Annotated in this window: 4 protein-coding genes; all 4 read right to left on the reverse strand. The window is 60.7% G+C overall.

Annotation, left to right across the window (positions count from 1 at the left end):
• Window positions 1-36: 36 nt before the first annotated feature.
• The gene (locus AC1DVF_RS06960) at window positions 37-783 is read right to left on the reverse strand and encodes an SDR family oxidoreductase (RefSeq protein ID WP_093432969.1); all 747 of its coding nucleotides are present in this window, start codon (window positions 781-783) and stop codon (window positions 37-39) included.
• 195 nt (window positions 784-978) lie between these two features.
• Window positions 979-3,060, reverse strand: coding sequence for a putative bifunctional diguanylate cyclase/phosphodiesterase (locus tag AC1DVF_RS06965; RefSeq protein WP_477782264.1), 2,082 nt, complete (start codon window positions 3,058-3,060; stop codon window positions 979-981).
• A gap of 301 nt (window positions 3,061-3,361) precedes the next feature.
• A complete protein-coding gene (locus tag AC1DVF_RS06970) occupies window positions 3,362-4,834 on the reverse strand; it encodes an efflux transporter outer membrane subunit (RefSeq protein WP_460090785.1) in 1,473 nt (490 codons plus the stop codon).
• The coding region (locus AC1DVF_RS06975) for an efflux RND transporter permease subunit (RefSeq protein ID WP_477782265.1) at window positions 4,831-6,609 on the reverse strand (1,779 nt) is incomplete at its 5' end. The genes AC1DVF_RS06975 and AC1DVF_RS06970, both read right to left, overlap by 4 nt.

The following is a 6,609-nucleotide window of genomic DNA, read 5'->3' on the forward strand; positions in this document are numbered from 1 at the left end:
CGAAGGGGGCGGTGCTATCGAAGCAAATCCAAGCGATCAGCGCCCACCACCCAAATCAACAAACGTCCCGGTCGCATAAGAAGCCTTATCCGACAACAACCAGACAATCGCCTCCGCCACTTCATCCGGGCGCCCGCCACGGGCCATAGGAATCGCCGACTCAAGCTTGCTGACCCGATCCGGATCGCCGCTCAGTGCGTGGAAATCGGTATAGATGTAACCCGGGCGCACCGCGTTGACGCGAATCCCCTCGCCCGCCACTTCCTTGGATAAACCGATAGTGAAGGTGTCGAGCGCGCCTTTGGACGCGGCGTAATCGACGTATTCGTTGGGCGAACCGAGACGCGCGGCCACCGACGACACGTTGACGATGCTGCCACCCTGCCCGCCGTGCTTGGGCGACATGCGCAGGATCGCGTGTTTGGCGCAGAGAATCGGCGCCAGTACGTTGGTTTTCATGATTTTGAGGATGCGGAATTCGGACATTTCGTCGACCCGCGATTTGTGTCCGACAGTGCCGGCGTTGTTCACCAGCGCGGTGACCCGGCCCAACTCGGTGTCGACCCGATGGAACAATGCGATCACTTCGTCTTCGATGCTGACGTCGGCACGCACGGCGATGGCCTGGGCGCCTAATCCGCGAACTTGCTCCAGCACGCTTTGCGCGGCTTGCTCATCCGACTGATAGTTGATGCAGATCCGATAACCTTGCTCGGCAGCCAACAACGCCGTAGCGGCGCCAATCCCGCGCCCGCCACCGGTGATCACAATGACTTTATCCATGCTGGCCTTTCCCCCAAATGCACACGTAACAGTCGGGGGGAAGAATAACCGCCATTGGCGGGTTTTGCATGAGGTCTGTTGTGTCGGGCCGGACGCCTTCGCGAGCAGGTCGAATCGTCGCACCGTCGCTCCCACAGGGGTATGCATTCCAAATGTGGGAGCGAGCTTGCTCGCGAAGAACGATAACGCGGTCGATCAGACCACCGCTGACTGCTCACCCCGCGCAATATCCCGCATGAATTTGTCCGCCGGCATCGGATGCCCGAGCAGATAACCCTGCAACGAATCACAGCCCAGTTGAGTCAGAAACGCCTGCTGCACACCGGTCTCGACACCTTCAGCGACAATGCGCAAACCCAGTGCCTGCCCCAACGCGACAATCGCCGAGACAATCGCCGCATCGTCGCTGTCATGCTCCAGATCGCGCACAAAACCGCGATCAATCTTCAGCTCGTTGGCCGGCAATCGCTTGAGGTACATCAGGCTGGAATAACCGGTGCCGAAATCATCGATCGACAGGTCGACGCCCATGTCCGACAGTTCCTGCAACACCATCATGCTCGCATCGGCATCGCTCATGGCCGTGGTTTCGGTGATTTCCAGAGTCAGGCTGTTGGCCGGCAAGTGGTGCGTGGCCAGCGCCTTGGCCACGCTGCGCACCAGTCCCGTGTGGCAGAACTGCAACGCCGACAGGTTCACCGCGATACGCCAATCGGTGTAACCGAGCACGTACCATTCGCGCATCTGGCGACAGGCTTCGTTGAGCACCCAGTCGCCGATCGGGATGATCAGCCCGGATTTCTCGGCCAGGTCAATGAACTTGTCCGGCATCAGCATGCCGTGGATCGGGTGCTCCCAGCGCAACAGCGCTTCAGCCCCGACCGGACGGCCGTTGGCGGCGTCGAACTTGGGTTGGTAATGCAAGCTGAACTGACTGTGTTCCAGCGCCGCGCGCAGGTCCTGCAACAACTGCAACTGCTTGCGCGCGTTGTTGTTCATCGACGCATCGAAAAAGCTGTAACCGTTTTTGCCGCCGCCCTTGGCGTGGTACATCGCCGCGTCGGCGTTCATCAGCAGTTCCTGCGCGGTCTGGCCATTACCCGGGTACAGGGCGATGCCGACGCTGGCGGAGATCTGCAAGTCATGCTCGGCAACGCGGAATGATTGTGCGATCAGACCGACCTGACGCGCCGCCAGTCCCAGCGCATCATTGGGTTCGCTGAGGCGCACCAGTAACACGAATTCATCGCCACCGATCCGCGCCAGCGTGTCGAGGCTGCGCAAGTCTTCACGCAGACGCACGCCGACTTCGCGCAACAACTGATCACCCATGTGATGACCGAACGCATCATTAACCGGTTTGAAGCCGTCCAGATCGATGAACATCAAGGCAAAGCAGCCGCCCTGCTCGTTGACCTTTTTCATCGCCTGATTGATCCGGTCGTCGAGCAACATGCGATTCGGCAGGCCGGTCAGGGTGTCGTGCAGGGCCAACTGCGTAAGTTCACGGTTGGCGACGGTCAACGAATGCGCCAGATCGGCAGTGCGCGCTTCAAGTCGTGCGTCGAGGATCGAGGTGAGCAAGGCAATCGACAGCACCGCCAGCGTGGTGATCAGCACCAGGCTGTCGAGGCCGCTGCCCTTCAAACCGTTGACGGTGGCACCGCAGAAACTGCCGTCTGGAAATTGCGCAGCGGCCATGCCGGTGTAATGCATGCCGACAATGGCGATACCCATGATGACCGCTGCGCCGCCGCGAATCAGGCGCACATACGGCGAGTGCTTACGCAGGCGAAAGGCAATCCACAGCGCCGCTGCCGATGCGCCGACCGCAATCAGCAACGAAGCGCCGAACAGCGTCGGGTCGTAGTCGATCCCCGGCGTCATGCGCATCGCTCCCATGCCGGTGTAATGCATGGCACTGATCCCGGCGCCCATGATCAGCGCACCGAAGGCCAGTTGCAGAATCGGCAGTTTTGGCTGGCTGACCAGCCACAAGGCGAACCCGCAGGACAACACGGCAATCAACAGTGAAAGCGCGGTCAGGGTGATGTCGTAGCCAAGGTCGATCGGCAGTTTGAAGGCGAGCATGCCAATGAAATGCATCGACCAGACGCCGATACCCATGGCAAACGCACCGCCGGCGTTCCAGAAATGCACCGCACGGCCCTTGGCCGTGGCAATGCGACCGGTGAGGTCGAGCGCAGTGTAGGAAGCGAGAATCGCCACGCACAACGAAATAAAAACCAGGGTGGAGGAATAACTACCGATGAGCATGGGATTTCTCGTGGCCACCCAACGCGGACTGCGTCCATTCTCGGTCGGGCAAATGCGGCGATTGTACTGATTACGCAGAAGAACGCACTGACAAAGTAATCAATTGGCCATCAAGCCGATGAAACGTTTGTTTGATCGGCCGACGAGGCTCTGGTCCGGCGCTCACGGCTTTACCCGATCGTTCCCACGCTCTGCGTGGGAATGCCTCAGCGGACGCTCTGCGTTCGGCTCTGGATGGGACGCGGAGCGTCCCGGGCTGCATTCCCACGCGGAGCGTGGGAACGATCAGTGAAGCCAACCTTCAGCGGGTGTTATCGCTGACATCCAGTTGTCCGTCCCAACCGCCGCCCAGCGCTGCGATGAGTTGCACGCTGGCAATCAAGCGGCTTTGCAGAATGTTCAGCACGCTGCGCTCGTTGCTCAGTGCCGTGGCTTGCACCACCACCACATCGATGTAGGCAATCAACCCGGCCTTGTACTGATTTTCCGTCAGGCGCAGGGAGTCGCGGGCCGCATCGAGCGCTTCCTGGCGCACCGCCGCTTCGTCTTCGTACACCTTCAACTGCACCAGATAGTTTTCCACTTCGCGGAAACCGTCGAGCACAGTCTGGCGGTACTTGGCCACGGTCTGGTCATAGACCGCTTCAGTGCGGTCGACTTCTGCCGAACGAATGCCGCCATCGAAAATCGGCAACGACAGTTTCGGCCCGACCGACCAGAAACGGTTCGGCAGGCTGACCAGGTTCTGCGAGGTACTGCTGCTGTAACCGCCGCTCAGGCTCAGGCTCAGGTCCGGGTAATACGCCGCTTTGGCCACGCCGATATTGGCGTTGGCGGCAATCACCGAACGCTCCGCCGAAGCGATGTCCGGACGCCGCTCAAGCAACTGCGAGGGCAGGCTCAACGGCACCTGGGGCAGCTTTGGAATGGTCTGCACTTCGGCAATGTTGAAATCCGCCGGCGCTTGCCCGGTCAGCACGGCAATCGCATTTTCGAACTGCGCGCGCTGCCAGATCAGGTCGACCAGATCAGCCTGGGTGCTTTTCAGTTGCGTCTGCGCCTGCGCCACTGCATCGCGCCCGGAAACGCCGGCGCGGTACTGGTTCTGGGTCATTTTCAGCGAGCGTTCGTAAGCAGCAACCGTGGCTTCGAGCAGGCGTTTTTGCTGATCGATCACGCGCAGTTGCAGGTAGTTCTGCACCAGCTCCGACTGCTGGCTCAGACGCATGGCCGCCAGATCGGCAAAACTGGCCTGGGCACTGGCCTCATCGGCTTCCAGACCACGGCGCAATTTGCCCCAGACATCGGCTTCCCAACTGACGCCCAGCTCGGCGTTATAGGTGTCGCGAATGCCACTGGAGGAACTGCTCAGACTCGAACTGCTGCTACCGGTGCCCTGGCTGGAGCGGGTCTTGCCCAAGCTCAAGTCAACGCTGGGATAGAACGCTCCGCGAGCACTGCGCACCAAGGCCTGAGCCTGGCGGTACTGGGCTTCCGACTGCGCGACGGTCTGGTTGGAATTGTTGAGCTTTTCGATCAGCCCGTTGAGCTGCTGATCGCCGTACAACTCCCACCAGGCGCCACGGGCCAGCGAATCGCTCGGGTTGGCCTGGGTCCAGCCAGCGGCTTCCTTGTACTGGGTGATTTCAGCGGTTTGCGGACGTTGGTAATCCGGGCCGACAGCGCAGGCACTGAGCATCGCCACGCACAGTGACAGACTCAGCAAGCGCGAGCCCCGAACAGTGGCCAGATTGATAAGCGAACGGTCAGTCATAGCGGAGTTTCCAGAGCGGCGTCAGTACGCACGCCACGCCATTTGTTGAAACGATGGCGCAGCTTGTCGAGATAGAGGTAAACCACAGGCGTGGTGTAAAGCGTCAGCACCTGACTGAAGATCAGCCCGCCGATGATGGTGAGGCCCAGCGGCTGGCGCATTTCCGCGCCCTCGGCCCGGCCGAGCAGCAATGGCAAGGCACCGAGAATCGCCGCCAGCGTAGTCATCAAAATCGGCCGTAGCCGTTGCAGACAGGCGCTGCGGATCGATTCCAGCGGCGACAGGCCCTGATGCCGTTCCAGTTGCAGCGCAAGGTCGATCATCAGAATGGCGTTTTTCTTCACCACGCCAATCAGCAGGAATAGCCCTAGCAGCGAGATCAGGCTGAACTCGCCGCCCAGCGCATAGATCGACAGCAACGCACCGACACCGGCCGACGGCAGGGTCGACAGAATCGTCAGCGGATGGATGTAGCTTTCATACAGCACGCCCAGCACCAGATACACCGCCAGCAACGCGCCGAGAATCATGAACGGCTGGCTCTTCTGCGTCGCGGCGAAGGCATCGGCAGTGCCGGCCATTTTCGCGATGACATCTTCCGGCAGGCCGAGCTTGGCAATCGCCCGCTCGATTGCGGCACTGCCCTGCTCCACCGTAACGCCTTCGGCCATGTCGAAGGAAATGTCTTCGGAGGCGAACTGGCCTTCGTGGCTGACGCGGTCGTCTTCCAGGCTGTTTTCGTAATGAGCGAACGTCGACAGCGGCACCCGCGCACCGTCAGCGGTGATCACCTGCACTTGCTTGAGCGTCACCGGATCCTGGGCGTATTTCGGATTGACCTCCATCACCACCTGATACTGGTTGAGGCTGTCGTAGATCGTCGAGATCTGCCGCTGGCTGTAGGCGTTGTTCAGCACCGCCGTGACCATGTTCATGTCGACACCGAGGCGTTTGGCCTGGTCGCGGTCGACAATCAGCGTCACTTGTTGCGCCCCGGCGCCTTCTCGGGCATCAATGGCGGTCAGTTCGGGCAGGGCTCGCAATGCCGCGACCACTTTCGGAAACCATTTACGCAACTCGCCGAGGTCGGCGCTTTGCAGGATGTAGCTGTATTGCGAACTGGTCTGCTCGCGACCGCCGCCAAATTGCAGATCCTGGTCGGCCATCAGCATCAACTGCGCGCCGGGCACTTTGGGCATTTCCTTACGCAGACGCTCGATGACTTTCTGTGCCGACAGTTGCCGCTCCTTGATCGGTTTCAGACGCACAATCATGAACGCGTTGTTGGTGCCGTTGCTGCCGCCGATGAACCCGGCGACGCTTTCCACTGCTTCGTCCTTGAGCACCGCGCGGCGGAAGATTTCCATTTTCGGCTGCATCACGCTGAACGACAGGCCGTCGTCGCCGCGCACAAAACCGATCAACTGCCCGGTGTCCTGCTGCGGCATAAAGGTTTTCGGCACCACCACGTACAGCGCGACGTTGACGCCGACGGTGATCAGCAGGCTGAGCAAGGTCAGGCGCCGGTGACGCAACACCCAGTCGAGGCTGGTGGCGTACTTGCCGACCATCCAGTCGTTGGTGCGACGGCTCCAGCGTTGCAGGCGGTTTTCCTGCCCCGGCGTGTGCGGCTTGAGCCAACGGGCGCAAAGCATCGGCGTCAACGTCAGCGAAACCACCAGCGATACGACGATGGCCGCCGCCAGGGTGATGGAAAACTCGCGGAACAGGCTTTCGACAATCCCGCCCATGAACAGGATCGAGAGGAACACCGC

The sequence above is a fragment of the Pseudomonas sp. P4_D7 genome, assembly GCF_056401755.1.

Coding starts and splice junctions, on each gene's coding strand:
- AC1DVF_RS06960 (WP_093432969.1), bottom strand. CDS start 783: ATGGATAAAGTCATTGTGATCACCGGTGGCGGGCGCGGGATTGGCGCC.
- AC1DVF_RS06965 (WP_477782264.1), bottom strand. CDS start 3,060: ATGCTCATCGGTAGTTATTCCTCCACCCTGGTTTTTATTTCGTTGTGC.
- AC1DVF_RS06970 (WP_460090785.1), bottom strand. CDS start 4,834: ATGACTGACCGTTCGCTTATCAATCTGGCCACTGTTCGGGGCTCGCGC.